This is a genomic window from Pseudomonas sp. PWP3-1b2 (assembly GCF_049896045.1).
In the GTDB taxonomy this organism is placed as follows: Bacteria; Pseudomonadota; Gammaproteobacteria; order Pseudomonadales; family Pseudomonadaceae; genus Aquipseudomonas; species Aquipseudomonas antarctica_B.
This window is the reverse complement of sequence record NZ_JAFCTN010000012.1, coordinates 20994-46732: the sequence shown is the minus strand read 5'-3', so window position 1 is coordinate 46732 and position 25739 is coordinate 20994. Positions and strand designations below refer to the sequence as shown.

General features: G+C 61.5%; 25 protein-coding genes. 13 read left to right on the top strand and 12 right to left on the bottom strand.

Annotated features, from left to right (window positions below; translation table 11 throughout):
• Nucleotides 1–123: 123 nt before the first annotated feature.
• On the bottom strand, nt 124–1332 hold the full coding sequence (urtA, locus tag ACP7A2_RS10555; protein ID WP_375068473.1) for an urea ABC transporter substrate-binding protein: 1209 nt from the start codon (nt 1330–1332) through the stop codon (nt 124–126).
• A 312-nt stretch (nt 1333–1644) separates the two neighbouring features.
• Here urtA and ACP7A2_RS10550 point away from each other — a divergent pair, with 312 nt between their 5' ends.
• Both ACP7A2_RS10550 and ACP7A2_RS10545 read left to right on the top strand, forming a co-directional pair.
• Nucleotides 1645–5028 (top strand): ATP-binding protein, encoded by a 3384-nt coding sequence (locus ACP7A2_RS10550; RefSeq protein ID WP_426134143.1) that lies wholly within the window; start codon nt 1645–1647, stop codon nt 5026–5028.
• Complete coding sequence (locus ACP7A2_RS10545; protein WP_348058945.1) at nt 5003–5668, top strand: response regulator; 666 nt, start codon at nt 5003–5005, stop codon at nt 5666–5668. The genes ACP7A2_RS10550 and ACP7A2_RS10545 overlap by 26 nt, the downstream gene beginning before the upstream one ends.
• Nucleotides 5669–5801: 133 nt before the next feature.
• Here ACP7A2_RS10545 and ACP7A2_RS10540 read toward each other — a convergent pair whose 3' ends face one another.
• Entirely contained in the window at nt 5802–6632 is an 831-nt protein-coding gene (locus tag ACP7A2_RS10540; protein ID WP_426134142.1) for an IclR family transcriptional regulator, read from the bottom strand.
• Between the two features lie 240 nt (nt 6633–6872).
• Between ACP7A2_RS10540 and ACP7A2_RS10535 the strand changes: the two genes are divergently transcribed.
• Genes ACP7A2_RS10535 through ACP7A2_RS10505 form a run of 7 tightly spaced genes read left to right on the top strand, consistent with a single transcriptional unit; the run spans nt 6873 to nt 13312 of the window.
• A complete protein-coding gene (locus tag ACP7A2_RS10535; protein ID WP_348058949.1) occupies nt 6873–7901 on the top strand; it encodes an ABC transporter ATP-binding protein in 1029 nt (342 codons plus the stop codon).
• A complete protein-coding gene (locus ACP7A2_RS10530) occupies nt 7898–8743 on the top strand; it encodes an ABC transporter permease (protein ID WP_426134141.1) in 846 nt (281 codons plus the stop codon). Before ACP7A2_RS10535 ends, ACP7A2_RS10530 begins: the two co-directional genes overlap by 4 nt.
• Nucleotides 8744–8747: 4 nt before the next feature.
• Nucleotides 8748–9542, top strand: a complete 795-nt coding sequence (locus tag ACP7A2_RS10525) for an ABC transporter permease (protein ID WP_426134140.1) — start codon at nt 8748–8750, stop codon at nt 9540–9542.
• Nucleotides 9542–9832, top strand: coding sequence for a (2Fe-2S)-binding protein (locus ACP7A2_RS10520; RefSeq protein WP_426134139.1), 291 nt, complete (start codon nt 9542–9544; stop codon nt 9830–9832). Before ACP7A2_RS10525 ends, ACP7A2_RS10520 begins: the two co-directional genes overlap by 1 nt.
• Nucleotides 9829–11172 (top strand): FAD-dependent oxidoreductase, encoded by a 1344-nt coding sequence (locus tag ACP7A2_RS10515; protein ID WP_426134138.1) that lies wholly within the window; start codon nt 9829–9831, stop codon nt 11170–11172. The genes ACP7A2_RS10520 and ACP7A2_RS10515 overlap by 4 nt, the downstream gene beginning before the upstream one ends.
• Nucleotides 11169–12266, top strand: a complete 1098-nt coding sequence (locus ACP7A2_RS10510) for an NAD(P)/FAD-dependent oxidoreductase (protein ID WP_426134137.1) — start codon at nt 11169–11171, stop codon at nt 12264–12266. The genes ACP7A2_RS10515 and ACP7A2_RS10510 overlap by 4 nt, the downstream gene beginning before the upstream one ends.
• Nucleotides 12267–12280: 14 nt before the next feature.
• A complete protein-coding gene (locus tag ACP7A2_RS10505) occupies nt 12281–13312 on the top strand; it encodes an ABC transporter substrate-binding protein (protein ID WP_348058961.1) in 1032 nt (343 codons plus the stop codon).
• A gap of 7 nt (nt 13313–13319) precedes the next feature.
• Here the strand turns inward: ACP7A2_RS10505 and ACP7A2_RS10500 are convergent, their stop codons facing one another.
• From ACP7A2_RS10500 to ACP7A2_RS10485, 4 genes are all read right to left on the bottom strand, one after another.
• Nucleotides 13320–13589: a hypothetical protein gene (locus ACP7A2_RS10500; protein WP_426134136.1), complete on the bottom strand. Its 270-nt coding sequence runs from the start codon at nt 13587–13589 to the stop codon at nt 13320–13322.
• A gap of 89 nt (nt 13590–13678) precedes the next feature.
• On the bottom strand, nt 13679–14488 hold the full coding sequence (gene nadE / locus ACP7A2_RS10495) for an ammonia-dependent NAD(+) synthetase (RefSeq protein ID WP_426134135.1): 810 nt from the start codon (nt 14486–14488) through the stop codon (nt 13679–13681).
• A gap of 1 nt (nt 14489) precedes the next feature.
• Nucleotides 14490–15707, bottom strand: a complete 1218-nt coding sequence (gene pncB, locus ACP7A2_RS10490; protein ID WP_426134134.1) for a nicotinate phosphoribosyltransferase — start codon at nt 15705–15707, stop codon at nt 14490–14492.
• Nucleotides 15708–15718: 11 nt separating this feature from the next.
• Nucleotides 15719–16366 (bottom strand): nicotinamidase, encoded by a 648-nt coding sequence (locus tag ACP7A2_RS10485; protein ID WP_426134133.1) that lies wholly within the window; start codon nt 16364–16366, stop codon nt 15719–15721.
• Nucleotides 16367–16512: 146 nt separating this feature from the next.
• On the opposite strand from ACP7A2_RS10485, the gene ACP7A2_RS10480 reads away from it, so the two are divergent.
• Complete coding sequence (locus ACP7A2_RS10480) at nt 16513–17205, top strand: NUDIX hydrolase (RefSeq protein ID WP_426134132.1); 693 nt, start codon at nt 16513–16515, stop codon at nt 17203–17205.
• A gap of 150 nt (nt 17206–17355) precedes the next feature.
• Here ACP7A2_RS10480 and ACP7A2_RS10475 read toward each other — a convergent pair whose 3' ends face one another.
• Together ACP7A2_RS10475 and ACP7A2_RS10470 are read right to left on the bottom strand one after the other, a co-directional pair.
• Nucleotides 17356–18129 (bottom strand): L-iditol 2-dehydrogenase, encoded by a 774-nt coding sequence (locus ACP7A2_RS10475; protein WP_426134131.1) that lies wholly within the window; start codon nt 18127–18129, stop codon nt 17356–17358.
• A 17-nt stretch (nt 18130–18146) separates the two neighbouring features.
• Nucleotides 18147–19406: an ABC transporter substrate-binding protein gene (locus tag ACP7A2_RS10470; RefSeq protein ID WP_426134190.1), complete on the bottom strand. Its 1260-nt coding sequence runs from the start codon at nt 19404–19406 to the stop codon at nt 18147–18149.
• Between the two features lie 278 nt (nt 19407–19684).
• Here ACP7A2_RS10470 and ACP7A2_RS10465 point away from each other — a divergent pair, with 278 nt between their 5' ends.
• From ACP7A2_RS10465 to ACP7A2_RS10455, 3 genes are all read left to right on the top strand, one after another.
• Nucleotides 19685–20623 (top strand): helix-turn-helix domain-containing protein, encoded by a 939-nt coding sequence (locus ACP7A2_RS10465; protein ID WP_426134130.1) that lies wholly within the window; start codon nt 19685–19687, stop codon nt 20621–20623.
• Nucleotides 20624–20778: 155 nt separating this feature from the next.
• Nucleotides 20779–21741, top strand: a complete 963-nt coding sequence (locus ACP7A2_RS10460) for a nucleoside-specific channel-forming protein Tsx (RefSeq protein ID WP_426134129.1) — start codon at nt 20779–20781, stop codon at nt 21739–21741.
• Between the two features lie 14 nt (nt 21742–21755).
• The gene (locus tag ACP7A2_RS10455) at nt 21756–22781 is read left to right on the top strand and encodes a purine-nucleoside phosphorylase (RefSeq protein ID WP_426134128.1); all 1026 of its coding nucleotides are present in this window, start codon (nt 21756–21758) and stop codon (nt 22779–22781) included.
• A 127-nt stretch (nt 22782–22908) separates the two neighbouring features.
• Here ACP7A2_RS10455 and ACP7A2_RS10450 read toward each other — a convergent pair whose 3' ends face one another.
• The 4 genes from ACP7A2_RS10450 to ACP7A2_RS10435 form a co-directional block, all read right to left on the bottom strand.
• Nucleotides 22909–23244, bottom strand: coding sequence for a DUF6124 family protein (locus ACP7A2_RS10450; protein ID WP_426134127.1), 336 nt, complete (start codon nt 23242–23244; stop codon nt 22909–22911).
• Between the two features lie 444 nt (nt 23245–23688).
• Nucleotides 23689–24648: a quinone oxidoreductase family protein gene (locus ACP7A2_RS10445; protein WP_426134126.1), complete on the bottom strand. Its 960-nt coding sequence runs from the start codon at nt 24646–24648 to the stop codon at nt 23689–23691.
• A gap of 28 nt (nt 24649–24676) precedes the next feature.
• Nucleotides 24677–24850: a DUF1427 family protein gene (locus ACP7A2_RS10440; protein ID WP_426134125.1), complete on the bottom strand. Its 174-nt coding sequence runs from the start codon at nt 24848–24850 to the stop codon at nt 24677–24679.
• Nucleotides 24851–24938: 88 nt separating this feature from the next.
• Nucleotides 24939–25703 carry an AraC family transcriptional regulator gene (locus ACP7A2_RS10435; protein ID WP_426134189.1) on the bottom strand — a complete coding sequence of 255 codons (765 nt, stop codon included), beginning with the start codon at nt 25701–25703 and terminating at the stop codon, nt 24939–24941.
• Nucleotides 25704–25739: the final 36 nt, after the last annotated feature.

Sequence of the window (25739 nt, the reverse complement as noted above, 5' to 3'; positions counted from 1 at the left end):
GAGCTGGCTTGCCTGCGATGCTGGCGGCTCGGTCTTTCAGTGACACCGCGTTGATGCCATCGCAGGCAAGCCAGCTCCCACACAAAACCAGTTCCCACCGTTGGCTCCGGGTTTGCCTGTTATTTATTGATAGCCTTTGGGAAACGGGTTCGGCTCGATCAGGTCCGACTCGTAGATCACCTTGAACTGGCCGTTCGGCAGCACTTCACCGATGCGCGACTTGCTCCACAGGTGATGGTTTTCGTGGACCTTCACGTAGCCTTCCGGTGCGTTTTTCAACTCGATGCCAGGCGACGCAGCAACCACTTTATCCACGTCGAAACTGCCCGCCTTCTCCACCGCCGCTTTCCACAGCCAAGGGCCGAGGTAGGCTGCCTGGGTCACGTCGCCGATCACCGCGTCCTTGCCGTATTTGGCCTTGAAGGCTTCGACGAAGGCTTTGTTGTTCGGGTTGTCCAGGCTCTGGAAGTACTTCATGGAGGCGTAGAAACCGGCCATGTTTTCGCCGCCGATGCCGAGCAGTTCGTCTTCGGTGACCGACAGTGTCAGCAAGGTCTGCTTGGATGCATTCACGCCGGCTGCGTTGAGTTGTTTGTAGAAAGCCACGTTGGAACCGCCCACCACCGCTGCGAACACCACGTCTGGCTTTTTCAGCTTGACCTTGTTGATCAGCGAGCCGAACTGGGTGTTGCCCAGCGGGTAGTAGTCTTCGCCGACCACAGTGCCGTGCAGCACGTTTTCAATGTGCTTGCGCGCGATCTTCATCGAGGTGCGCGGCCAGATGTAGTCCGAGCCGACCAGGTAGAACGTCTTGGCGCCTTTGGTCTTGGCGATCCAGTCGAGGCTGGCGAGGATTTGCTGGGTGGCTTCCTGGCCGGTGTAAATCACGTTTTTCGACTGTTCCAGGCCTTCATAGAAAGTCGGGTAGTAGAGCAAACCGTTTTCTTTTTCGAAGATCGGCAGCACGGCTTTACGCGACGCCGAGGTCCAGCAGCCAAACACGGCGGCGACCTTGTCGTTGACCAGCAGCTTCTTGGCTTTCTCGGCGAAAGTCGGCCAGTCGGAGGCGCCGTCTTCCTGAATCACCTTGATCTGGCGTCCCAGAATCCCGCCCGAGGCGTTGATCTGGTCGATGGCCAGACGTTCGGCCTGGATCGAGCCGGTCTCGGAAATCGCCATGGTGCCGGTGGCCGAGTGCAACTGGCCCACAGTGACTTCGGTGGGGGTCACGGCCAACCCTTCGTTATCGGCCAGCGCGCCCTGGCTGAACAGAGCGGCGGCCAGTAACGACAAGGCCAACAGCGGTGTGGAGCGAATCAATCGTGATGCCATGGGGCGACTCCTCTGCAATGAGGGGTTCAGCATGGCGGCAAGGAGCCAGCGCGGGTATACGCAGCCTGACGTAACCGAGTACGTCATTTGACGTATGCCGCTTCGCACTGTTTCAGGGCAGGATCCCGCCCGCCCCGACACTTCATACCCCTGTGGGAGCTGGCTTGCCTGCGATGGCGGCCTATCAGGCAACCTCTGCGGTGGCTGACCCAGCGCTATCGCAGGCAAGCCAGCTCCCACATTTGTATCTCAGCGTCTGCCGGGGCATGGAACTTGCTCACCGATCCTGCCCACTCCCCGGAGCCTCCCACCGTGCATCCTCCTTCCGGCACCCAGCGCATCGTCAAGATCCGCCGCGACTACAACACCTGGGTCGCCGACGAGACCATGGAAGACTACGCCCTGCGCTACACCCCCAAGTCCTTCCGCAAATGGTCGGAGTTGCGCATCGCCAATACCGCCCTTGGCGCCGTGTCATTCCTGGCCCTGGAAGCCATCGGCGGCGTGCTGGCCTTGAGTTACGGCTTCACCAACACTTTCTGGGCAATCCTCGCGATCAGCCTGGTGATCTTCCTCACCGGCCTGCCCATCAGCTATTACGCCGCGCGCTACGGCGTGGACATGGACCTGCTGACCCGTGGCGCCGGCTTCGGTTACATCGGGTCCACCATCACCTCGTTGATCTATGCCAGCTTCACCTTTCTGTTCTTCGCCCTTGAAGCGGCGATCATGGCCCTGGCGCTGGAGTTGTATTTCCACATCCCGTTGGCCATCGCCTATGTGATCTGCTCGCTGTTGGTGATCCCGCTGGTGGCTTACGGCGTGACCCTGATCAGCCGCCTGCAACTGTGGACCCAACCTGTCTGGCTGCTGTTGCTGGTGCTGCCCTACGGTTTTGTGGGGTGGAAAAACCCCGACGCCTTCAGCGACTGGACCAGCTTTGTGGGGCGCAGCGGTGACAGCGGCGGCTTTAACCTGTTGTCGTTCTGCGCCGCCTGCACGGTGGCGCTGTCGCTGGTAACGCAGATCGGCGAACAGGTGGACTACTTGCGCTTTTTGCCGGAAAAAACCGCCGCCAACCGCAAGCGCTGGTGGGCCGCCCTGCTCTGCGCCGGCCCTGGCTGGATCATCCCCGGCGCGTTAAAAATGTTCGCCGGGGCGTTTTTGGCGTTTCTCGCCCTGCAACATGAAATACCCATGGAGCGCGCCGCCGAGCCGACCCAGATGTACCTCGTGGCGTTCCGCTACGTGTTCAGCTCGCCGGAATGGGCACTCGGCGCGATGGTGCTGTTTGTGTTCATCTCGCAGATGAAAATCAACCTGACCAACGCCTACGCCGGCTCCCTCGCCTGGTCGAATTTTTTCGCCCGCGTCACCCACAGTCATCCCGGGCGTGTGGTGTGGCTGGTGTTCAACGTGGCCATCGCATTGATGCTGATGGAGCTGGGCGTGTTCGATGTGATCGACCAGGTGCTGGGGCTGTACGCGAATATCGCCATCGCCTGGATCGGCACGCTGGTGGCGGACCTGGTGATCAACAAGCCGCTGGGGCTGTCGCCCAAACACATCGAGTTCAAGCGCGCGCACCTCTACGACATCAACCCGGTGGGCGTCGGCTCGATGCTGATCGCCTCGTTGCTGTCGATCCTCGCGCACTTCGGCCTGTTCGGCGCTCTGGCCCAGGCAGCGCCGCCGTTTGTGGCGCTGGGCACGGCATTGATCATGGCGCCGCTGCTGGCCTGGCTGACCAAGGGCAAGTACTACATCGCCCGCACCAGCGCCCTGCATTTGATTCACCCGGTGGCGCCCGCCACCCACGCGGTGTGCGGGCTGTGCAGCAACCCGTTCGAGACCGCAGACATGGCGTTCTGCCCGGCCTACAGCACGCCGATCTGCTCGCTGTGCTGTTCGCTGGACGCACGGTGCGGCGATCGCTGCAAACCCCACGCGCGGCTGGTGACGCAGTTTGAAAGCGTGTTGCGCCTGTTGCTGCCCAACACGCTGGTGCCGCGACTGCACACGCGATTGGCGCATTACCTCGGCCTATTGCTGGCGCTGGTGCTGATGCTCGCGGGCGCCCTGGCGTTGATCTACGTGCAGGCGGCGCAAGGGTTACCCCATTCCGAAACCCTCTACCAAGCCTTCTTCAAAGCCTTCCTCACCCTCTCGGTGCTGGCCGCCGTGCTTGCCTGGTGGGTGGTGCTGACCCGGGAAAGCCGGGGCGTGGCCCAGGAAGAATCCGACCGCCAGACCTTGCTGCTGATGCAGGAAATCGACGCCCACAGCCTCACGGACCAAGCCCTGCAACAGGCCAAGGAAGCCTCAGAAGCCGCGAACGCCGCCAAGAGCCGTTACGTCACCGGGCTGTCCCACGAACTGCGCACGCCGCTTAACAGCATTCTCGGCTTCACCCAGATCCTGCAGCGTGACCACGCCATGCCCGAGCAACATCAGGACGCGCTGGCGACGATTTTGCGCAGTGGCTCGCACCTGGTCTCGCTGATCGACGGTTTGCTCGACGTGGCCAAGATCGAGGCCGGCAAGTTGCGCCTTGAACTCACTGAAATCCCCTTCCCCGAGCTGATCCACGACCTGGAGCAGATGTTCACCCCGCAAGCCCAGGACAAGGGGCTGCGCTTTCGGCTCGATTGCGTGGGCAAGATCCCGGCGGTGGTGCGGGGCGATGAAAAACGCGTGAGGCAAATCCTCATCAACCTGCTGGGCAACGCCGTCAATTTCACCGACAGCGGCGAGGTGTGCCTGCGGGTCAGCTACATGCGCGAAACCGCCAATTTTGAAATTATCGACACCGGCATCGGTATTGATCCGGGGCAGATCGAGCAGATTTTCCAACCGTTCGAACGCGGCGACCTGATGCGGCAAGACAAGGGCGTTGGGCTTGGCTTGACCATCACGCGCATGCTCACCGCCTTGATGGGCGGCGAGCTGCGGGTGACCAGCGAACTCGACAAAGGCACCTGTTTTCAGGTGCGATTGTTCCTGTCCCAAGTGCGCGCGCCGCAAGCCGTGGTGCATGTGGAGCACGACATCATCGGCTATCAAGGTGAGCGCCGGCGCATTCTGGTGGTGGATGACCATGTGGACCACCGCAAGGTACTCAGCGGCATGCTCACGCCGCTGGGCTTTGAAGTGATTCAGGCCAGCAACGGTCAGGAGGCGATTCGCCAAGTGGCGCTGCTGGCACCGGACCTGATCCTGATGGACCTGTCGATGCCGACGCTGGACGGCTATGAAACCAGCCGGTTGATCCGGCGCAATGCGCTGTCCACCGCGCCGATCATTGTGATCTCGGCCAACGCCTTCACCGACGACCGCGAACGCAGCATCGCCGCCGCCTGCAACGACTACCTGGCCAAACCGGTGCGCACGCCGGAGCTGCTCGGGCGCCTGCAACAGCACCTGGATTTACACTGGCTGCGGCGCACCAAAAGCCTTGTGCCTCCGGCGGCGCCCCGCGTGCTGCCCCAGCCTGAAGACCTCGCCGCGCTGATAGAACTGAGCGCCATCGGCTATGTACGCGGCCTGCACGAAAAACTCGACACAATCCTGGAACACAACCCGGACACCGGCCCTTTCATCACCAAAGTGCGCGGTTTGCTCAAGGGTTTTCGCCTGGATGAACTCAACCGAACCCTCAAGGAGGCCGAAGATGGATGCACTCACCCGCAGCACTGAACCCGGCGTGGTGCTGATCGTCGACGACACCCCGGACAACCTCGCCATGCTCTCCGACGCCCTCGACGACGCGGGCTACATGGTGCTGGTGGCCCTCGACGGCCTCAGTGCGCTGAACCGTGTGCAACGCCGGCGCCCGGACCTGATTTTGCTCGACGCGATGATGCCCGGCCTGGACGGTTTTGAAACCTGCCGTCGGCTCAAGGCGCAGCCCTCCAGCGCGGACATCCCGGTGGTGTTCATGACCGGGCTGACCGACAGCAAGCACGTGGTGCAGGGGTTTGAGGTGGGCGGCAGTGATTACGTGACCAAGCCGATCCAGACCGATGAAGTGTTGGCACGGGTGGCGGCGCATTTGCGTACGTCGCGGATTTTGCTGTCGGCGCGGGCGGCGACGCAACCGAGTGTGTTGACGCTGGAAGATGCGCCGGCGCAGCGGTTATTGTCGGCGCGGTTTCAGCTGACCGAGCGCGAGGTTGAGGTGCTGCGCTGGGTGGCGTGTGGGAAGACCAATCGGGATATTGGCGATATTTTGGGGTTGAGCCCGAGGACGGTGAATAAGCATCTGGAGCATGTGTATGTGAAGCTCGGTGTGGAGACCCGCACCGCCGCTACATCAGTTGCGCTGGCCGCCATCTGAAAGTGTATAGAGCTTGTGTGGGAGCTGGCTTGCCTGCGATAGCGGTGAGTCAGCTTGCATCTTCGGTGACTGATACTCTGCCATCGCAGGCAAGCCAGCTCCCACATTTGATCTGCGGTGTTGCGCACATTGGCTACCCGCCGAAGGTTTGGGAAGGCCGGCGCAGGGTCGGGTCAAAGGGATTGATCCTCGGCCCGATCGCCGCCGCTTCGCGCTTGAGCAACTCCACCACCATCGGCAACCGTGTCGGCCCCAGCCGGTCACTGATGGTCGCCACGCTCAACGCCGCCACCGCGTGCCCGTCGCGGTTCAAAATCGGCACCGCCAACCCGGCCATGCCTTCGAGCACGCCGGTGTTGCGCGCGGCGTAGCCCAGCTTGCGCACGTTCTCGACTTCCGAACGCAACAGCACTTCGTCATACAGGTGGAAGTCCTTCAGCCGAGGCAGGTTGTAGCGGATCACCGTCTCGCGCTCTTCCTCCGGCAAAAACGCCAGAATCGCCAGGCTGCCCTGCCCCACACCCAGCGCCACGCGCCCGCCGATGTCGCCGGTGAACGTGCGGATCGGGTACGGGCCTTCGCTGCGATCCAGGCAGATCGCATCAAACCCGCTGCGCGCCAGCAGGAACAGCGAGTCGCCCAAGGACGCGCTCAGGCGCAGCATGCTTGGCCGCACCAGGTCGCGCAGGTTGCCGGTCTTGCCCGCGTTGGCCGCCAGGGCGAAAAACTCCAGGCTCAAACGATAGCGCTTGCTGCGCGCGTCCTGCTCGACCATCCCTTCATCCATCAGGCTGCGCAGCAGCCGGTGGGTGGTGGGCTGAGACAGGCCGACCTGTTGCGCGAGTTGGGTCACGCGCTCACCGCCTTCCGGCACGGCGCCGAGCACGCGCAGCAGCGCAAACAGCCGAGAGACACCACCGACACCGACTTCTTTGTTGTTTTCGTTCCGCTCAGTGGAATCCATAACACTCAACCTTTATCAATATTCTAGTGAGTGAATAAAACTGAAAATAATAGTCCATTCAGTGAAATTCCATCTTCCGCCCATCCTAGTCTTCGTCCTAATCTGAGTCCACAGGGGCGAAATGAACAACTAACGGCAGCCGACTCAAGATCGAGCGCCACCGCACCCGCAACACCCTTTTCGCATCTGCCCAAAACAAAAAGCGCGTTTCGACGCGACTCAAAAAGGTGGAACGCAACCATGGCTTTTCTCCAACTCAACGCCTTGAGCAAACGCTACGGCGCCGTCGATGCGGTGGTCGCCACTGACCTTGCGGTGGAAAAAGGCGAATTCGTTTCCCTGCTCGGCCCTTCGGGCTGCGGCAAGACCACTACCCTGCAAATGATCGCCGGCTTCGTTGATGTCAGCGGCGGGCAGATTTTGCTCGACGGCCGCGACATCACCCACGCCAAACCCGCCAGCCGTGGCCTGGGCGTGGTGTTTCAGAGTTACGCACTGTTCCCGCACATGACCGTGCGCGACAACGTCGCCTTCGGTTTGAAGATGCGCAAAGTGCCCGCCGCCGAGATCGCCAGCAAAGTCAAAACCGTGCTGGAACTGGTGCGCCTGGCGCCTCACGCCGACCGTTACCCGCGTGAACTCTCCGGCGGCCAGCGCCAACGCGTTGCTCTGGCCCGCGCGCTGGTGATCGAGCCGCCGGTGCTGCTGCTGGATGAGCCACTGTCAAACCTCGACGCTAATTTGCGCGAAGAGATGCAGTTTGAAATCCGCCGCATCCAGTGCGCTGTCGGCATCACCACCTTGATGGTTACTCACGATCAGGCCGAGGCCCTGTCCATCAGCGACCGCGTGGTGGTGATGCAGGCCGGGCGTGTGACCCAGATTGACGCGCCCTACAAGCTGTATGAACACCCGCGCACGCGGTTCATTTCGGACTTCGTGGGCAAGGCCAACCTGCTGCCCGGCGACTACGACGCACTGGGCACCCCGCAAGTGCGCCATGAAGCGGGCAACGGCGAACTGACCCTGAGCCTGCGCCCGGAAAAAATCCAGCTGGTGGACGCCGGCACCGGTCGCCTGCAAGGCAAGATCCTCCACAGCTATTTCTTTGGCAGCCAGTGGCTGTACCGCATCCATACGGGCCTGGGCGAAATCACCGTGGTACGCGGCAACGACGGCAGCGCGCCGCTGGGCAGCGGCGCCCTTGTGGGCCTGGACTGGCACGCCGACCTGCTGCGGGTGCTGGCGGCGGATGAGGTGCGCGCATGAGCCGGGGTTATTTGCTTTCGTTACCGGCACTGGTGCTGTTCAGCGGCCTGTTGATCCTGCCGTTGCTGATGACGCTGGTGTTGTCGTTCAACGTGTTTGACTACCAGGTGGGCGTGAAGGCCGACGAGTGGACGTTCGCCCATTACCTGTCGCTGTTCAGCGATTCGTACTTCTACGAGATTTTCTGGCGCACCTTCTGGATCAGCGCACTGGTGACCTTGCTGTGCGTGGTCATCGGCGTACCGGAGGCCTACATCCTCAGCCGCATGGGCACACCGTGGCGCTCGATTTTCCTGATCCTGATCCTCACGCCGCTGCTGATTTCGGTGGTGGTGCGCGCCTTTGGCTGGAGCCTGTTGCTTGGCGCGGACGGGCTGGTGAACCAGGTGATCCAGGCCCTCGGCTGGCGCCCGGTGAAGCTGCTGTATACGCCGTTCGCCGTGGTGATCGCGCTGGTGCACGTGATGCTGCCGTTCATGATCATTCCGGTGTGGACCTCCCTGCAAAAGCTCGACCCGTCGGCGGAACAGGCCGCGCTGTCGCTTGGTGCGAGCCAGGCCACGGTGATGCGCAAGATCGTGTTGCCGCAGGTCATGCCGGGCGTGTTGTCCGGCACCTTGATTGTGTTTGGCCTGGCCGCCAGCTCGTTTGCCATCCCCGGCCTGCTGGGCGGGCGACGCCTGAAAATGGTCGCCACCGTGGTGTACGACCAATACCTCTCGGAACTCAACTGGCCCATGGGCGCGACCATCGCGGTGGTACTGCTGCTGGTTAATTTGCTGATCATGCTGAGCTGGAACCGCATGGTCGAAAGCCGCTACAAAAAGTCCCTGGGGGTTTAAGCGCATGTCCAGAAACGGTCCTTTGGCCCTCGGTTTCCATGGTTTGGTGGTGCTGTTCATGATGGCGCCGCTGGTGGTGGTGTGCCTGGTGGCCTTCACCCCGGAAAACACCTTGAGCATTCCGACGTCGGGCTTTTCCCTGCGCTGGTTTCGCGCAGTGTTCGAGCGGGCTGACTTTATCCAGGCGTTCTATAACAGCCTGATCCTGGCGTTTACCGCTGCCAGTTTGGCCACGTTAATTGCCGTGCCGGCCGCCCTGGCGATCAGCCGCTATCAGTTCCCCGGCCGCCATTTTTTCAGCGCGTTGTTTCTGTCGCCGATCATCATTCCGCACTTGGTGCTGGGGGTGGCGATGCTGCGCTTGTTCGCGCTGATGGGCGTAAATGGGAGCTTCACCTGGCTGATGCTCGCGCACGTGGTGATCATCACCCCGTATGTACTGCGCCTGGTGCTGGCGGCGGCCATCGGCATTGACCGCAGTGCCGAGCAGGCGGCGGAATCGCTCGGCGCCAGCCGCTTTACGCTGTTTCGGCAGATCACCTTGCCGATGATTTTGCCCGGCGTCGCGGGCGGCTGGTTGCTGGCGTTTATCAACAGTTTCGACGAAGTGACGCTGTCGATTTTCGTCAGCTCGCCGGCCACACAAACCCTGCCGGTGCGCATGTATGTATACGCCACCGAATCCATCGACCCGATGATGGCGGCCGTTTCAGCGCTGGTGATTGCGCTGACCGCTGCGACGATGATTCTGCTCGACCGGGTCTACGGCCTGGACCGCGTGCTGGTGGGGAAACATTGATGGCCTTGTTCAAACGCTTGGCCGAGACCGGGCGCCCTGTCGTGGCCTTCACGCTGGATGGTCAACCTGCCAGCGCCCTGCTCGGCGACACCCTGCTCACCGCTGTGCTGACCTGTGCCGAACACCTGCGCGGCAGTGATTTCAGCGCTGAACGGCGTGCCGGTTTCTGTTTGATGGGCGCTTGCCAGGATTGCTGGGTGCGATTGGACGATGGCCGCCGCGTGCGCGCCTGCTCGACCTTGCTGGAAGAAGGCCAGGCGATCAGCCGTGATCCGGGGCGTCAGCCATGAAGCCGGTGGTGATTGTGGGCGCAGGCCCGGCCGGGATCAGCGCGGCGCGCACCCTGCTCGACCATGGCATCAAACCTTGCCTGGTGGATGAAAGCCTGCGCGGTGGCGGGCAAATTTATCGCCGCCAGCCGGTGGGTTTTCAACGCACGGCCAAACAGATTTACGGTTTTGAAGCAAACAAGGCCGAGGCAGTGCATCGCACGATGGATGAGCTGGCACCCCTGATCGACTACCGGCCAGACACCCTGGTGTGGAATGCCGAGGACGGTCGCCTCGATATGCTCAACAATGGCCGCGCCGAAAGCGTCGAATATTCGCAGATCATCGTCGCCACGGGCGCCACAGACCGCATTCTGCCAGTGCCGGGCTGGACCTTGCCCGGCGTCTACAGCCTCGGCGCGGCGCAGATCGCCTTGAAATATCAGGGTTGCGCCATCGGTCAACGGGTAGCGTTTTGTGGCAGCGGGCCGTTGCTGTATCTGGTGGCTTATCAATACGCCAAGGCTGGCGCGAAGGTTGTTGCAGTACTCGACAGCGCGCCGTTCAGCGCCCAATGCCGTGCGCTGCCGGCATTGCTTGGGCAACCGGCGACATTGGCCAAAGGCTTGTATTACCGCGCCTGGCTGACGGCCCATGGGGTTCCCGTGCATCAAGGCGCGACACTCACGCAGATCGACGGTGAACAGCGGGTCAGTGGCATTCGCTGGGGCAATCAGACCCTGGCATGCGATGCCGTGGCCTTCGCCCATGCCCTGCGCAGCGAGACGCAACTGGCGGACTTGCTCGGCTGCGAATTTGCCTGGAATGCCTTGAACCGCGCGTGGTTGCCGCAACGCGACAGCGCCGGGCGCAGCAGCGTGAGCGGTGTGTACCTGGCTGGCGACGGCGCCGGAATCATGGGCGCCGACGCCGCGCAAATGGCCGGTGAACGTGCAGCATTGGCGGTGCTGGAAGACTCAGGTCTGGCCATCGATCATCGCCGCCCTGCCGTACTGGAACAGCAATTGGCAGGCATCCAGCGCTTTCGCCATGGGCTGGAAACCGCTTTCCCCTTCCCGGAACAGTGGGCCGCGCAGGCACCGGATGAGTTGATTCTGTGCCGTTGTGAAGAAGTCAGCGTGGGCGACGTGCGCGCGGTGGTGGATGAAGGCCACTGGGAAATCAATCGGGTCAAGGCCCATTGCCGCGTCGGCATGGGCCGCTGTCAGGGCCGCATGTGCGGGCTGGCAGCAGCGGAGATCGTGGCTGAGCGCAGTGGTCGCGAGGTTGAACACGTCGGGCGGCTGCGCGGCCAGGCGCCGATCAAGCCGCTGCCGTTTGGCGTGGAGGTGCAGCCATGATCGACGTCATCGTGTTGGGCGGCGGCATCGTCGGCGCCTCGGCCGCCTTGATGCTCGCGCAGAAGGGCCAACGTGTGGCGCTGGTAGAGCGCGATTTCTGCGGTTCGCATTCCAGTGGCGTCAACTACGGCGGCGTGCGGCGCCAGGGCCGGCCTTTACACCAACTGCCGTTGTCGCAGCGGTCACATGAACTGTGGGCCGACTTGCCGGGTTTGATCGGCATCGACGGCGAATACGTGCGTTCCGGGCATTTGAAACTGGCGCGCAGCCATGCGGATTTCGCCACATTGCAGGCGTATGCCGAGCACACCCGTGGCTTCGGCCTGGGCTTGCAGCTGCTGGACTACGGCGAGTTGCGCGCACGGTTTGCCTGGGTGGGTGATATCGCCGTCGGCGCCTCGCTGTGCCCTGAAGACGGCCACGCCAACCCGCGCCTGGTATCGCCCGCCTTCGCTCGCGCCGCACAGCGTCTGGGTGCGTCGGTGTACGAGCAGGCGCAAGTGATTCAAATCGAATATGCCAGCGGGTTATTCCAGGTGCAGTGCGCCAACGGCCTGCGCCTGCAAGCGCCGTGGCTGCTGAACTGCGCCGGTGCCTGGGCGGGCACGGTGGCCGAACAATTTGGCGAGCCGGTGCCGATCACCTCGGCGCACCCGGCGATGCTGGTCACCGAGCCGTTGGCGGTGGTGATGAACGTGAGCACCGGCGTTGAAGGCGGCGGGATTTATGCGCGGCAGGTCGCCCGGGGCAATTGCATCCTCGGCGGCGGTCGCGGCTTTGCCCTCGGCCCGCTGCAGGCCCGTCCCGGCCAGGCCGCGGTGCTGGAGATTCTGCGCAATGCCGCTGAGCTGTACCCGTTTCTCAAGGGTGCCCAGGCGATTCGCACCTGGAGTGGCACCGAAGGTTACCTCCCCGATCATGAACCGGTGATCGGCCCCAGCAGTACCCAACCTGGCCTGCTCCACGGTTTCGGCTTTGCCGGCGCCGGGTTCCAGCTCGGCCCCGCCGTCGGTGAAGCCCTCGCAGAGATCGTCTGCGAAGGGGCCAGCCGGCACCCCATCGAAGCGTTTTCCATTCGTCGTTTCCAAGCCTGAGAGGAAAAACATCCATGAACACACGTATCGCGCTGTCCTGTTTGCCCCTCGCGTTGCTCGCGTCCATCGCCCACGCGGCGCCCACGCTGTACCTGGGCATGAACGGCGGCACCATGGAACGGGTCTACGCCGACAAGGTGCTGCCCGCATTCGAGAAGGCCAATAACGTCAAGGTGGTGATCGTGCCCGGCACCTCGTCGGACATCCTCGCCAAGGTTCAGGCCAACAAGGACAACCCGCAGATGCACGTGATGTTCCTCGACGACGGCATCATGTACCGCGCCATTTCCATGGGCCTGTGCGACAAACTCACGCCCAACCCGACCCTCGACCAGATCCCGGCCAAAGCCAAAATCAAGGACGAAGCCGTGGCCGTGACACTCGGCGTGACGGGCTTGGGCTATAACGCCAAGATGTTCAAGGAAAAAGGCTGGGCTGCGCCGACCTCATGGATGGACCTGGCCGACCCGCGTTTCAAGGACAAGGTAGTGTTCCAGTCCCTGGCCTCCTCCACCTTTGGCCTGCACGGTTTCCTGATGTTCAACCGCATTCAGGGCGGCTCTGAAACCGACGTCGAGCCGGGCTTCAAGGCCTGGCCAAAAACCATCGGCCCGAATGTGCTGGAGTACATCGCCAGCTCGGCGAAAATCTCCGAGATGGTGCAAACCGATGAAGCTGCGATCTTCCCGCTGACGCCCACACAGGTCGCCACCCAGAAACTGCTCGGCGTGCCGATGGAATACGCGCAGCCCAAGGAAGGTGCGGTGGTGCTGAACGTGGCCGAATGCGTCATCGCGCGCAACGACCAGCCGGAACTGGCACAGAAACTTGCGGCCTTCCTGCTGACAGCTGAAGCCCAGGCACCGGCGCTGGAAGAAGGTGATCAGATTCCGTCGAACCCGACCACGCCGACCACCGACAAAACCCGTGCACGGGTTGAAGCGATGCAAGGGTATTTGCAAACGGCGATTTCGATTGATTGGGACCAGGTGAACCAGGCGCGGCCGGAGTGGAATGCGCGGTGGAGCCGGTCTATCGAGCGGTAAAGCCTCATCATCCTGCCCGGCGCCGAGCTCGTTGACGCTGGGTATGGATGATCTTCGCGATGCGCTGACGCTTTTGCCGGAGCTTTACCCATTCGGCTCGAGCTTCTCGGTGGCGTTTACTGTTGATCAGCAGAAGAGCCAGTAGCGGGAATAACAGGCCCAGTACATAGAACACTTTGTGAGGGCGATATTCGATGGTTGGTAAAACCCCCAACAAACTGAGCACCATCAGAACCACCGGGATCCATAGCCAGCCTGGATAGCCGCGCACGATCATGAAATTGCAGTGGGCAATGACAAAGGATGAAACGAGAACTGAGAAGTCGGCTGGAATATTCGAGAAAATATCAAAATCTAATTGCAGGCTCAGTCGGGAACGGCCGGCAACGCACGTTTGTGCGCGGTCTTGCTGTAGGCACCCTCGACGATCGCCCTCACCCGCTCACTCACTGGCTCGCCCATCAGGTAGGCGTCGATCTCTTCATAACTGCAACCATACGCTTGCTCATCAGCCTTGCCCGGCGCCAGCTCTTCAAGGTCGGCGGTGGGCAGTTTATGCACCAGATGTGCCGGTGCACCGAGGGCAGTAGCCAACAGCCGCACCTGGGTTTTGGTCAGGCCGGACAGCGGGGCCAGGTCGCAGGCGCCGTCGCCGAATTTGGTGAAAAAACCCATCAGGGCTTCGGCGCCGTGGTCGGTGCCGACGACCAGGCCGTTGTGCAGGTTAGCCACGGCATACTGCGCGATCATCCGCGCGCGGGCCTTGACGTTGCCCTTGATGAAATCGACCTGCTCGGCACTCGCGCTGTCGGCCGCGAGGCTGGCCATCAAACCGTCGACACTGGCAGCAATGTTCAGCGTTTCAATGTGGTCCGGGGTGATGAAATTCAGGGAGGCCTGGGCATCGCTTTCGTCGGCCTGGGCTTTATAGGGCAGACGCATGGCGACGAAGCGCGCGGCGTATTCTTCGGCGCGCAATTGCTCAACGGCCAACTGGCACAAGCGGCCAGCGGTGAGGGAATCGACCCCGCCGCTGATGCCCAGCACCAACGCCTTGCAGCCTGAGTGGCGCAGCGTGTGTTTGATGAAGTCGATGCGCCGTTGAATTTCCCTGGCTTCACCGCCTTTAACCAGTTGCCGATTGATGTTCAGTTCCTGCGCGATACGTTCTTGCATGTCACACCTCCACGTTGCCAACGTTGAACACCTTCGCCGCGTACTGCAAAAACGATGGGTCTTCGCAGACGTTCTTGATCGGGTCATCCGAGAATTTCACCACCGGCTCGCCGTGCACCCGCACCAGTTTCATCACAATGCTCAGCGGCTCAACACCGTCCACATCGCACGCCAGGCTGGTGCCCATGCCGAAGCCGAATTTGGCCTTGCCACGCACGTGACGCAGGATCGGCAGGCATTTTTCGAAGTTCAGGCCGTCGGAGAACATCAGGTCCTTGGTCATCGGGTCGACGCCCAGTTGTTTGTAGCGGGCCAGGACTTTGTCGGCCCAGACGATGGGGTCTCCGGAATCCTGACGCAGGCCGTCGTAGAGCTTGGCGAAGTACAGGTCGAAATCCTTGAGGAAAAAGTCGGTGCTGATGCAGTCGGTCAGGGCAATGCCGAGGCGACCACGGTATTCACGCACCCAGTTTTCCAGCGCGGCATTCTGGCTCTCGCGCAAGCGGCCCAGTTGCTGGTGCACCATCAGCCACTGGTGCGCCATGGTGCCGATCAGCGGCAGGTCGAACTCATAGGCAAGGTGCGCATTGCTGGTGCCGATGAACTGGCCGGGAAAGTCGCGACGCATGATGTCGATTACTTCGCGTTGGGCCTTGAATGACAGGCGCCGGCGGGTCGAAAAGTCGGAAACGCGCAAGTCGGCCAGTTCCTCGCGGCTGAGGTTTTTCTCCAGCCAGTCAAACTTCTGGTAGAGCTTGCGGGTGACGTCTTCGAGGGTCACGTCAGGGTATTTGTCGCGGTTGCGCAACTCGCTGACCAGCGCCAGCACCGGTTGCTCGAACATGATGCAGTGCAGCATCGGGCCGACCACGCGGATGTTCAACTGGCCATCGACTTCGCTGACGTGGATGTAACGCAGGTTGAAGCGGAACAGGCCAAGAAAGCGCTCGTAATCCGGCGTCAGGTATTCGCGAAAGCGTGGGTTGAACAGAAACCGCAGCTCGCCGTCACGCATGTGCAGGCCGGCGAGTTTTTCCAGCTCGTCGCGCAGTTGCGGGATCAGGTGGCCGAGTTTTTCCTTCGAACGAACAATGAAGTTGTATTCAACGTCGACGTTGGGGTGCTGGTGCAGCACGGCTTGCATCATGGTGAAGGTGTAGTAATCGGTGTCGAGCAAACCCTGGATCACCGGGGCTTCGTAGTCGTAGGCACTTTCCATAGAGGGGCTCCTTAACGCGCGGCCTGTGCAGCCAGTTCTTCGCGGGTGCGGCTGATAACGGCACCGGCCTTTTGCAATTCATTGACGGCCTGGGCGCCGCCCTCCTGCGTGATGCCTCTGCAGGCTGGCAGGTGCAGGACCACTTCCAGGTTGGCTCTGAGCAGTTGCAACGCGGTTGTTTTGACGCAGTAGTCCAGGGCCAGGCCGCCGACAATCACGCGGGTGACGCCGTGGGCCTTCAGGTATTCGATGACGCCGGTGGACAGCTTGTCGTGCAGGTCGTGGTAGCAGGCGCCGTAAGGGTGCAGGTCGGGTTCGACGCCTTTCCAGATGAAGTAGTCGTAGTCATACGGGGTGGGCAACTCGTCCAGCAAGGTAAAGCCTTCGGTGCCCGGCACACAGTGGCTGACCCACGTGATATCGGCGTGCGCCAGGCCGGTGGGCTGGTACATGTCGCTGCGTTCGGTGACCACCCAGGGCGCCTGCGGGGTGTGCGCGTCTTTGCTGCCGACGCGGTGGCCGGCAAGGCTGGCCATGTAGTTGAGTTCGGCGCCGATCTGGTCGCCACCGGCCACAGGCAACTCATCCGGGCACAGCGGCGTGAAGCTCTTTTGAGGGTCAACGTCGAATGAAGCGATGGCAGTTTTCGAGAGGGTCATGGTGGTTCTCCTGTGGCCTGAAAACAAAAGTACACGTCATGTACTTTCATTGCAAGAAACATTTAGTTATCTATCCTGGTGTCAGTACATGACATCGCTGTTCGATCCGTTAGACTGTGCTTTGCCACCGTTCATAAGGACCTCACATGCCACTCAGCGCCTACCTGCACACTGTCGACCTGTGCGTATTGTTTTACTGCCGCGCCTCGGGGGAATTAAAGCTGCTGTTGAATAAACGTGACGCCGAACCTTTCGCCGGGCATTGGGCGTTACCCGGCGTGGTGGTGAATGGCGGCGTGCAAGATCTGAGCCTCAAGGACGCCGTGGAGCGCTTGCGCGCGAGTGACAAGGTAGGCCTGACGCTGGCCTGGAGCGAGCAAGTGGGCACGGTGGGTGATGCGTTTCGCGATCCGCGTTGCTGGTCGTCGTCCACCTATTACCTGGCGATTGTGGCGGACGAAGTAGAGCTCGCCGAACATCAGCAATGGTTTTCGCTGAACGCGCTGGCGGATGACAGCATCAGGTTGCCGTTCGATCACAACCTGATCGTGGCGGCGGTGCAGGAAAGGCTGTTTTCCAAGTCGCTGTACAGCAGTTTGCCGCTGATGTTTCTGGGGGATGAGTTCAGCGCGCCGGAAGCGACGGCGATTTTTTCAGTGGTGCTGGCGCGGCCGGTGTTGAAGACCAGTATTCGTCAGCGGTTGTTGAAGTTGACCGAAGCCGGGTACTTGCGCGAGACGGGGCGCAAGAAACAGGGTGAAGGGGGACGGCCGCAGGCGACGGTGCAGGTGTTAAAGCCGGGAGAGGTCTACTTCTTTGATCGCAGCTTTGCTGACTAACCCGTACTTCTAGAACAACAAAGCTCAACTGTGGGAGCTGGCTTGCCTGCGATAGCATCACTGCGGTTCTACTGACATACCGAGGTGTCTGCATCGCAGGCAAGCCAGCTCCCACACAAGCCCGCTTCCACATTTCTGGCCGGTGTACGGTCAGTTCATCCAGTTGCCGCCATCAACGTTGTAGGTCTGGGCCACCACATAATCAGCCTCTTTCGACGCCAGAAAAATCGCCATCCCGGTCAAATCCTCCGCTGTGCCCATCCGCCCGAACGGCACCTCGGCCCCGACCCGCTTCTTCTTCTCGCCCGGCGCCAACCCTTCATGCCTGGCGAACATCGCATCCACCCCATCCCAGTGCTCGCCATCCACCACGCCCGGCGCAATGGCATTGACGTTGATGCCCTGCTTGATCAGGTTCAACCCCGCCGACTGCGTCAGGCTGATCACTGCCGCCTTGGTTGCGCAGTAGATTGCCACCAACGGCTCGCCACGGCGGCCGGCCTGGCTGGCCATGTTGATGATCTTGCCGCCATGGCCCTGGCTGATCATCTGCCGGGCGGCGGCCTGCAGCGTGAACAGCGTGCCGGCGACGTTGATCGAGAACAGCCGCTCATAGCTGTCGCGGGTGATATCAACAATGGGCGCCAGGTCGAACAGCGCGGCGTTGTTGATAAGGATATCCAGCTTGCCAGCCTGGGCCACCACGGCAGCAATGGCGCCGTCGATAGAGGCTTGGTCGGTGACGTCCATCGCCACGGCGTAGGCCTGTGGGCCGAGTTCGGCTGCGGTGGCCTGGGCGCGTTGCAGGTTGATATCGGCGATGGCAACTGTCGCGCCTTCAGCAATATAAGCCTGGGCAAAGGCGCGGCCGATCCCGCGCGCAGATCCAGTGATCAGCGCGCTTTTACCTTCCAGTCGTTTCATGGGGAGTCCTGTCGACGTTATTTAGGATAGCCGGCGCGTTTCATCTCGCGCTCGGTGGTGGCCTGGGCTTCAAGCAGCGCCTGATCAACCGTCATGCCGCCGGTCAGCGCCGCCGAGAACAGCTTGCCGACCGAGGTGCCGATGGCCTGAAACTCGGGAATGGTCACGTACTGGATGCCCACGTACGGCACCGGTTTGGCCGACGGATGCGCGGGGTCGGCGTGTTTCATCATTTCCAGGGTCACTTGGGCAAACGGCGCGGCTTTCAGATAAGCCTCGCTGTAGGTTGACTGGCGAGTGCCCGGCGGCACGTTGGTGATGCCTTCCTTATCGGCGACCAGCTGGATGTAGTCCTTGGACGTCGCCCAGGTGATGAACGCTTTGGCGGCGTCTTTGTGTTTGGAGGTGGCCGGAATCGCCAGCGACCAGGCGTACAGCCAGGAAGAGCCCTTGTCGGTGACTTCGGTCGGGGCGGCGGCGAACCCTACGCTGTCGGCGACCTTGCTCTGGCTCTTGTCGGTGGTGAAGGAACCGGCGACGCTGGCATCGACCCACATTGCGCACTTGCCGCTGTTGAACAGCGCCAGGGTTTCATTGAAGCCGTTGCTGGAGACCCCTGGCGGGCCGTATTTTTTCAGCGTATTGACGTAGAAGTTGGCGGCGGCCGTCCACTCGGGGCTGGTCAGCTCAGGCTTCCACTGCTCATCGAACCAGCGCGCGCCAAAGGCGTTGGCCATGGTGCTGAGCAAGGCGATGTTCTCGCCCCAGCCGGCCTTGCCGCGCAGGCACAGGCCGTATTGGTCTTTATCTTTAACCGTGAGCTTGGACGCGAACTCGCCGAGCTGGGTCCAGGTCGGGTGCGCGGGCATGCTCAAGCCAGCCTGTTTGAACAGGTCGGTGCGGTAATAGGTGACGGTGCTTTCGCCGTAGAACGGCAAGGCATACAGGGTGTTGTTCACCGACAGGCCCTGGCGGACCGAGGGGAAGATGTCGTCGGCGTCGTAATTGGCCGGCAGATCGGTCAACGGTTCCAGCCAATGCTTGGCGCCCCACAGTGGGGTTTCGTAGGTGCCGATGGTCAGCACGTCGAACTGCCCGCCCTGGGTGGCGATATCGGTGGTGAGGCGTTGACGCAGCACATTTTCTTCGAGCACGACCCAGTTCAGCTTGATGCCCGGGTGCTGCTCTTCGAACACCTTGGACAGGCGCTGCATGCGGATCATGTCGCTGTTGTTGACCGTGGCAATGGTCACGGTGTCGGCGGCGTGGCTGGGCATGGCCAGCGCCAGGCCGGACAGCAGGAACAGCGCTTGCGGGAGCTTGCCTTTGCAAATCGGGAACATGGCGGTTTCCACCTGTTGTTTTTGTTGTTGAGCGCCGATTACAGCAGCTCTGCCAACCCCTCACAAACGAATGGCGAATGCCCGGCTGATACTTTTTTAACCCAAGGCCCAGGATCAAAAAAGTATCAGTGCCGGGCGAAACCGGGGGTAGCGCGCACACGTCGCAGGCGCGTATTTTGAGGCCATTCCAAGTACAACAAAGAAGCCTCGCCATGCCTGTCAGCCGCGCCACGCTGTTCGAGCACCGCCCTGCCGAACTCGAAGTGATCCTGCCCGAACCTGATCATTGCTTTCGCTGGTTCGAGCACGACTATCCCTATGACCTGGCGCGCTGGAACCACCACCCCGAGTTTGAAATTCACTTGATTCGCCAAGGCAGCGGCAAGTTGGTCGCGGGCGACTATATTGGCGCCTTCAGCGCCGGGCATGTCGCCTTGATCGGCCCCGACCTGCCCCACGATTGGATCGGCGACCTGGCCCCCGGCGAATACCTGACCGGGCGCGACGTGGTGCTGCAATTCGACGGCGCCGCCCTCCTCGCCCTGCGCGAAACCCTGCCGGAGCTTGGCGACTTGCAGCCGTTGTTCGACAACGCCCGACGCGGCCTCGCGTTCAGCGGCGACACCGCCGTGCAGGCGGCGCGTTTAATGGAAGCCATCGGCAGCGCCCGCGGCCTGCAACGCTTGATCCTGTTCCTGCAACTGCTCGATACGCTCAAGCATGCTCCGCCCCAGCACAGCCAGGCGTTGGCCAGCCCCTGCTACGCCCCCACACTGGATGCCCGCAGCGCCGAACGCATCAACAAAGCCTTCGACTACTTGATGCGTGAGCTCACCGGCGACCTGCGCCTGTCAGTCATCGCCCGGCAACTGGACATGAGCGAGCCGGGCTTCTCGCGCTTCTTTAAACGCAACACCGGTCACGGGTTTATCGACCTGATGCGCAAGTTTCGCGTACAGCGCGCCTGCCGCTTGTTGCTGCAAAGCGAGATGTCGGTGGCGGATATCTGCTTTGAGGTGGGCTACGCCAACCTGTCCAACTTCAACCGGCATTTTCGGATCGAGATGAACCAGACGCCGAGTGAATATCGACGGGAAACCGCGATGCATTTGTTCAACCGCGTTGAAAAAATGACACCGAGTCATTGCTGATCAAAAGGTCGACTAATCGAGCTTTTTTTCATGCTGATCAACTGATTGGGCAAAGTTGGTACAGCCTATGCAAACGTTTGCGGAACGAACTTGGCAGCCAGGTTCACCTCCACCCGCTGAACCGGGTCCAAACCGCGTACGAATAGGGATTTTCAATGCACCCCACCTCAAGGCGTCCTGCTTCTTTCGGTGTTTCCTTGCTACTGGCCGCCGTTACGGGAGTACTCAGTGCACCCATTTTGGCGCAGGAGAAACCCTCAGATGACTCAGCACAGGGCGAAACCCTCAGCCCAGAAACCAAAAGCCCGGAAGCCAGCCCGGCGAAAAAAGGCGCGTACCTGTCGGACTGGTTCAACCAGGACCTCACGCTGATCGGCAGCAAAGACATCAGCTTCGGCCCCAAACCGGCAGACGATGTGTACCTGGAATACGAGTACTTCGGCCGCAAGGGCCCGTTCGAGTTGTATGGCTATATCGACGTGCCGAAGGTCCTCGGCATCGGTAACAGTAATGACAAAGGCGTGTGGGACCATGGCTCGCCGGTGTTCATGGAGCACGAGCCGCGTATTTCCATCGACTACCTGGCGGGGCGCAGCCTGGCGATCGGGCCGTTCAAGGAATGGTATGTAGCCTTTGACTGGATCTACGACCACGGCAGTAACAAGGAAAACCGCGCCAACACTTTGTACAGCGGCCTGGGCACCGACATCGACACGCACTCGCGGGTCAACCTGTCGGCTAACTTCTATGGGCGCTACCAGTGGGAAAACTACGGCGCCAGCAATGAATACTCGTGGGACGGCTACCGTGCGCAGATGAAGTACATCGTGCCCATCACCAGTTTTGAAAACGGCGCTTCGCTGACCTACATCGGCTTCACCAACCACGATTTCGGCTCAAGCCTGCACAAGGACAACCCGGCGCGCACTGCCAACTCCACAGTGGCCACCAACGTGCTGCTGTATTCGTTTACTCACCTGCGCTTCACCCTGGTGGGCCGTTACTTCCATAACGGCGGCAACTGGGAAGATGGCAGCGAGTTGAATTTTGGCGAGGGTAACTTCCGCGCCCGCTCCGACGGCTGGGGTTACTACGCCGGCGTGGGCTACCAATTCTGATAAAGGAGCATTAGATGAACGCGTTTACACGACTCTCGATCGCCGTGGGCCTGGCTCTGCTGCCCCACGTGGTGCTGGCGGATACCGCGCCGATCAAACCCAAAGTCATGCTGATCACCATGTTCGCCCCCGAGGCACAAACCTGGATCGACCGCCTGGAACTCAAGACAGAGGTCCGCGTGCCGGGCCTCTCCGCCGAATACCCGGTGATTCGCTGCAACACTCAGGACGTGTGCCTGCTGGTGACCGGCATGGGCCAGACCAACGCCGCCGCCTCCACGTTGGCCCTGGCCTTGTCGCCCAAGTTCGACCTGCGTCAGAGCTACTTACTGATCGCCGGGATCGCCGGCATCAGCCCTAAACACGGGACCATCGGCACCGCCGCCTGGGCGCATTACCTGGTGGAGTTCGGCACCCAGTGGGAACTGGATTCGCGCGACGCGCCCAAGGATTGGCCAACCGGCTACATCGGCATCAACACCAAGGGGCCTAACGAGAAACCGCCGCTGGACTACAAGACCGAAGTGTTTGAGCTGAACCCCAAGCTGCAAGCCAAGGCGTTCGCCCTGTCGCAGAACGTTGAGCTGACGGAAAGCAAGGAGTCCACGGCCTGGCGCAAACACTACCCGGCCGCCCCCGCTAACCAGCCGCCGCAAGTCACCCGCTGCGACACGCTGGCGGGCAACACCTGGTTCTCCGGCACGCGCCTGAGTGAACGCGCCGAAGTGTGGACCAAATTGCTGACCGACAATAAAGGTGAGTACTGCACGACTCAGCAGGAAGACAACTCAACCTACGAAGCGCTGCTGCGCGCCAGTCGCGAAGGGTTGGTGGATATCCAGCGCCTGGCCGTAGTGCGAGCCGGGTCCGATTTCGACCGTCCGTACCCCGGCTACAGCGAAGTGGATAACCTGCTGAAATATGCAGACCAGGGCGGGTTTGTGCCGGCGCTGGAAAACCTGTACCGCACCGGGAACCCGCTGGTGCAGGCGATCCTCAAGAACTGGTCAGCCTGGGAAAAAGGCGTCCCAGAAGCCTGATAAAAATAAAAACTAATGTGGGAGCGGGCTTGCCCGCGATAGCGGTCTGTCAGCCAAAGAGTTGTTGACTGGCCCACCGCTATCGCAGGCAAGCCAGCTCCCACAGTTTTTTTGACCGAGTCCGGCGCTAGGCCGCTGGATGGGCCACATTCAGGGCTTTGTCGACCAACAATTGCACACCCTCCAGCATCCGGCAGATGCCCAGCGCGATATTGCGATGAGAACCTTCGATTTCAAAGGCCAGGTGGCTGGCTATGTCGCTGATGGACGCCAGATCCTGAGAAGCATTGACCAGCAACGTTTCCGTGCCCAGCTCGGCGCGCACGGTGAAGAGCCCGTCGGTGGGTTCGGGTATGGGTTTTCCGGGATTGAGGTAGTGGTTGATCGCGCGGTAGGCCACTTCGTGCAGGGTGCTTGAATCGAAGCCGTGCGGGCCTGGGGGATTTGGGCTGTCTTTGATCATGGTGAAACTCCGTCGACAAGTGGAGCTGCCAACGCTCGCGGTCAAGCGAGGTAAGGTGGCAGCTGTACGCGGGTTGACCGACCGGTTGTCAACGAACCCGGCATACCCGAAGGTATCCCGCGCACAACTGCCGCGACACGATACCTCAGGCATAAAAAAAACGCCTGAGATTGGTGCAGGGGCGTAGCGATTCATTAACAAAGTCGGACGGTCAAATCCGTTCGCTGAATGGGCAGCGACGGCAGTGAGGTTAGTCAGCGGCCTTCCGAGCCACAACCTGAAACCTTCGTGGGAAACGTCCGATCAAGAGCCGCTCCCAAACCCTGTGAAGATCAAAAACTGTGGGAGCTGGCTTGCCTGCGATAGCGGTCTGCCAGCCAAAGATCTGTTGACTGGCCCACCGCTATCGCAGGCAAGCCAGCTCCCACAGTTTTCTCACCGCATTCAAGGCTGGAAGATAATTTTGTCTGCACTGCCTTGGTTCACTTCCCCGTAACACTGCACCCCATCAGCCAACGCCACTTCGCGCAGCCCCGTCGGCAGTGGCAATAACCCTTCATCAAAAAACCGCCCAAACTGCTCCAGCATCACCGCGCACTGTTCGCAGTTGTAGAGCAGCGAATTGATCCCCACCACCGAGCCACCCTTGCGGTACAGGGCCAGGGCCGGCAGTTGCACGTGGCCATCGACCGGCGCGGCGATAATTGCGATGCGCCCGAACGGGGCCAAACCCGCAACAGCCGCTGGCAGCCAGAAACCGGTGGTGTCGAAGATCACATCCGCCCCGCCCTTGAACACCGCGTTCACCTGCGCGCCCACTGCTTCCGGCTGCCCCAGCGCGATGGCGGCAAAACCCTGCGCCTGCAGCACGTTAACCTGATCTGCCTTGCGCACCGCGCCCAGCACCTCGGCGCCGCGAATTTTTGCCAGTGCCAACGCCGCACTGCCGACCGCGCCGTTAGCACCAATCACCAACACACGCGTGCCTTTACCGACACCGCTGCGCTCCAGGGCATCCCAAGCGGTGGTGTACGGCACGCCAAGGCTGGCGGCCTGAGCAAAACTCAGATGAGTGGGTTTGTGCGCCACGCCCTTGGCCGACACGGTGAGAAATTGCGCGTGGGAGCCATCGGCAAAAAAACCGAGATCGCGACCGGTGCCCCAGACTTCCTGGCCGACCAGTGCTTGCGGGCCTTCCACCACCACACCGGCAAAGTCGCGCCCGGGAATGCGTGGCAGCGTGGTGTAGGGAAAACGGCCCAGTACGTTTTTCACGTCGCTGGGGTTCAGGCCGGCCGCCTTGACCTGCACCAGCACTTCACCGGCGGCAGGTACGGGCGTGGCAACCTCTACGAAGGTCAGGGCAGTGAGGTCGCCAGTGGCGGAGAATTGCAGTGCTTTCATGGCAAATATCCATCGAAGGGAAAAGGCATCAGGACAACCAACCGCTGACCCACTGCCGGCCCATAGGCCACAGCTGTTCGCCAAGCAACATGCCCATCAGGCCGACAAGGGCGATGGCGGGCGGCGCGGGCGAGCGCAAGCCCAGGGCGCCGTAGATCACGCCGACAAACAGGCCAATGGCGAGGGAAATCAGGTAGTTCATGGAGGCGGCGCCTTTAGGTTGATGGGCTCAGTGTAGAGAGCCCATTCCTGAAGCATCGGCCAAGTGCTTCAGGATTTCGGCCAAACCTTCAGCCGACGTACTGCGAGGGGGCCACGCCCAGTTCTCGGCGGAACATGTCACTGAAGCTGCTGGGCGAATAGCCCAGGGACCGCGCGATACCGCTGACTGACTGGCCCTGAATCAACTCCGCGACTGCCGTGGCCAGTTGCACCTGGCGGCGCCATTCGGCAAAGCCCATGCCGAGACTGTTCTGGAACAACCGTGCAAGGGTGCGCACGCTGGCGCCGGCTGCTACGGCATGTTGCTCAAACGGGATGTCCAGGGACGGCGCGGCGATCACCGCGTGACACGCATTGATCAAGCGGCGGTCAGCCTCCAGCGGCATGGCGATGCGAATCTGCGAGCGACGCGCACGTTGCAGTTCCAGCAGGGCCAGGCCGACCACGGCGTCGTAATAGGCCGAGTCGCCGTTATCGCCTTGATCAACCAGCGCAACGATCAATTCACGCAACAGCCCGCCGACTTCGATGACCTGCACCTGGCTGTCGAGTGTCGCCGCCAGCGCCGGGCGCAGATAGATATTGCGCATCTGCAAATCCGAGACCACACGAATGCCATGTTCCACGCCCGGTGGCAGCCACACGGCGCGTTGGGGCGGCACCACCAACGCTTCGCGGGGCGTCTCAACCCACATCACCCCGCTCATGGCGTAGAGCAACTGGCCCCAATCGTGGCTGTGGGGCTCCACATACAAACCACGCTGGTAGGTGCGCGCCAAGGGTTGCACGGGGACGGCAGGATCACTGAGATCGGGGGGAGCGGCCAGGGCCATGAAGAGCACATCAAGCAAGGGTGAGCGGCCATGGTA

Bases quoted from the DNA above. Each gene is read 5' to 3' on its own strand.
- ACP7A2_RS10545 (WP_348058945.1), top strand. From the start codon at position 5,003: ATGGATGCACTCACCCGCAGCACTGAACCCGGCGTGGTGCTGATCGTC.
- ACP7A2_RS10485 (WP_426134133.1), bottom strand. From the start codon at position 16,366: ATGACCCTCTCGAAAACTGCCATCGCTTCATTCGACGTTGACCCTCAA.
- ACP7A2_RS10460 (WP_426134129.1), top strand. From the start codon at position 20,779: ATGCACCCCACCTCAAGGCGTCCTGCTTCTTTCGGTGTTTCCTTGCTA.
- ACP7A2_RS10530 (WP_426134141.1), top strand. From the start codon at position 7,898: ATGAGCCGGGGTTATTTGCTTTCGTTACCGGCACTGGTGCTGTTCAGC.
- ACP7A2_RS10520 (WP_426134139.1), top strand. From the start codon at position 9,542: ATGGCCTTGTTCAAACGCTTGGCCGAGACCGGGCGCCCTGTCGTGGCC.
- ACP7A2_RS10450 (WP_426134127.1), bottom strand. From the start codon at position 23,244: ATGATCAAAGACAGCCCAAATCCCCCAGGCCCGCACGGCTTCGATTCA.
- ACP7A2_RS10435 (WP_426134189.1), bottom strand. From the start codon at position 25,703: ATGGCCCTGGCCGCTCCCCCCGATCTCAGTGATCCTGCCGTCCCCGTG.
- ACP7A2_RS10480 (WP_426134132.1), top strand. From the start codon at position 16,513: ATGCCACTCAGCGCCTACCTGCACACTGTCGACCTGTGCGTATTGTTT.
- ACP7A2_RS10440 (WP_426134125.1), bottom strand. From the start codon at position 24,850: ATGAACTACCTGATTTCCCTCGCCATTGGCCTGTTTGTCGGCGTGATC.
- ACP7A2_RS10445 (WP_426134126.1), bottom strand. From the start codon at position 24,648: ATGAAAGCACTGCAATTCTCCGCCACTGGCGACCTCACTGCCCTGACC.
- ACP7A2_RS10465 (WP_426134130.1), top strand. From the start codon at position 19,685: ATGCCTGTCAGCCGCGCCACGCTGTTCGAGCACCGCCCTGCCGAACTC.
- urtA (WP_375068473.1), bottom strand. From the start codon at position 1,332: ATGGCATCACGATTGATTCGCTCCACACCGCTGTTGGCCTTGTCGTTA.
- ACP7A2_RS10505 (WP_348058961.1), top strand. From the start codon at position 12,281: ATGAACACACGTATCGCGCTGTCCTGTTTGCCCCTCGCGTTGCTCGCG.
- ACP7A2_RS10525 (WP_426134140.1), top strand. From the start codon at position 8,748: ATGTCCAGAAACGGTCCTTTGGCCCTCGGTTTCCATGGTTTGGTGGTG.
- ACP7A2_RS10535 (WP_348058949.1), top strand. From the start codon at position 6,873: ATGGCTTTTCTCCAACTCAACGCCTTGAGCAAACGCTACGGCGCCGTC.
- ACP7A2_RS10475 (WP_426134131.1), bottom strand. From the start codon at position 18,129: ATGAAACGACTGGAAGGTAAAAGCGCGCTGATCACTGGATCTGCGCGC.
- ACP7A2_RS10455 (WP_426134128.1), top strand. From the start codon at position 21,756: ATGAACGCGTTTACACGACTCTCGATCGCCGTGGGCCTGGCTCTGCTG.
- pncB (WP_426134134.1), bottom strand. From the start codon at position 15,707: ATGGAAAGTGCCTACGACTACGAAGCCCCGGTGATCCAGGGTTTGCTC.
- ACP7A2_RS10540 (WP_426134142.1), bottom strand. From the start codon at position 6,632: ATGGATTCCACTGAGCGGAACGAAAACAACAAAGAAGTCGGTGTCGGT.
- nadE (WP_426134135.1), bottom strand. From the start codon at position 14,488: ATGCAAGAACGTATCGCGCAGGAACTGAACATCAATCGGCAACTGGTT.
- ACP7A2_RS10510 (WP_426134137.1), top strand. From the start codon at position 11,169: ATGATCGACGTCATCGTGTTGGGCGGCGGCATCGTCGGCGCCTCGGCC.
- ACP7A2_RS10500 (WP_426134136.1), bottom strand. From the start codon at position 13,589: ATGATCGTGCGCGGCTATCCAGGCTGGCTATGGATCCCGGTGGTTCTG.
- ACP7A2_RS10515 (WP_426134138.1), top strand. From the start codon at position 9,829: ATGAAGCCGGTGGTGATTGTGGGCGCAGGCCCGGCCGGGATCAGCGCG.
- ACP7A2_RS10470 (WP_426134190.1), bottom strand. From the start codon at position 19,406: ATGCCCAGCCACGCCGCCGACACCGTGACCATTGCCACGGTCAACAAC.